A 1,314-nucleotide genomic window follows, 5' to 3' on the forward strand; every position below is an offset into this window, starting at 1 on the left:
GATCTATGGGATTAATATCTTCTTGCTTATATTGGTGTTTGCGGTTGGGACTTCGGCTAAAGGAGCCCAACGCTGGATTCCTGTAATAGGTGGATTTAATATTCAGCCTTCGGAATTTGCTAAGGTTTTCCTGATTGTTACCTTTGCAAATTTTCTTTCCAATCGAAGAGGAAAGCTTAATAATGTGAAAGACTTTATTGTTCCTTTATTGTTTGTGATGCCGCCCACCTTCTTAGTATTTTTACAACCGGACTTAGGGTCTGCTTTGGTGTTCGGAGCAATTTTCGTGGGTATGATGTTTGTGGCAGGAGCAAATCCTATTAAATTCGGAGCAATTATTGGGGCTACGATTACCACAGCGATTACAGCTGTTTCTCTTCATTTTGCCACCAATCTTCCCTGGCCCCTCAGCTACCTGGAAGGATTGAAACTTCCCCTGGAGGATTATCAGCTAGACCGCTTGATGGTTTTTATTGATCCTGCCCGGGATACTTCGGGAGATGGCTACCATGTTATGCAGTCTGTTTGGGCCATTGGCTCCGGGGGTCTTTGGGGAAAGGGATATAGAGAAGGAACACAGGGGCAGCTGAATTTCCTGCCGGAACACCATACAGATTTTATTTTTTCTGTGATTGGGGAAGAGTTCGGCTTTATTGGGACTTCTATTATACTGTTTATTTTTTGTATTTTCTTATTGCGAATGATCAGCATCGGAATGAAAGCCAGAGATGATTTTGGAATGCTGATTGTGGCAGGAGTTGTCTCCATGATAGGCTTCCATATTCTTGTTAATGTTGGCATGGCATCGGGAATCATGCCTGTCACAGGAATTCCTTTGCCCTTCCTGACTTCAGGAGGCAGTTCCATGTGGGCGAACATGATGGCTGTCGGACTGGTGCTAAGTGTAGGATTTCGAGGGGAGCGGCCTATGTTTTAGGGTCTTTCCGGAGACTAATCCCAAAGCCCGCTTTCGTGAAGCAAGGCCCAGGATTTTAATACTGTAAAAAGGTTGACTCGTGTACTCATCATGGACAGATCCACCTTAAGAAGCTGCTCAATCTTTTCGATGCGATAATAGAGTGTATTGACGTGTATGAATAAATTCTTAGCAGTTTCTTTAAGATTAAAATTAGAGTTTACCAGTTCTGTAAGTGTCGGCAGCAAACTGCCTTCATTCTTCGTATCATAGTCAAGGAGCGGATCCAGGGTATTCCGGCAGAACATTTTTACGATCTCCAGTTCCTGCGAGAAAAAAGGGGTAAAAATACCGAGATTTGAGAAATATTGAATTTCGGCTTTGGTTCCCATAACATG

General features: G+C 43.3%; 2 protein-coding genes. One reads left to right on the plus strand and one right to left on the minus strand.

Going from position 1 to position 1,314, the window contains the following annotated elements; all coding sequences use genetic code 11:
- Positions 1–937, plus strand: a 937-nt coding sequence (gene rodA, locus NC238_05100; GenBank protein ID MCM1565316.1) for a rod shape-determining protein RodA, incomplete at its 5' end; no start/stop codon positions are given.
- Positions 938–951: 14 nt separating this feature from the next.
- On the opposite strand, the gene NC238_05105 is transcribed toward rodA, so the two are convergent.
- Positions 952–1,314, minus strand: a 363-nt coding sequence (locus tag NC238_05105; protein ID MCM1565317.1) for a helix-turn-helix domain-containing protein, incomplete at its 5' end; no start/stop codon positions are given.

The organism is Dehalobacter sp. (genome assembly GCA_023667845.1).
GTDB lineage: Bacteria > Bacillota > Desulfitobacteriia > Desulfitobacteriales > Syntrophobotulaceae > Dehalobacter.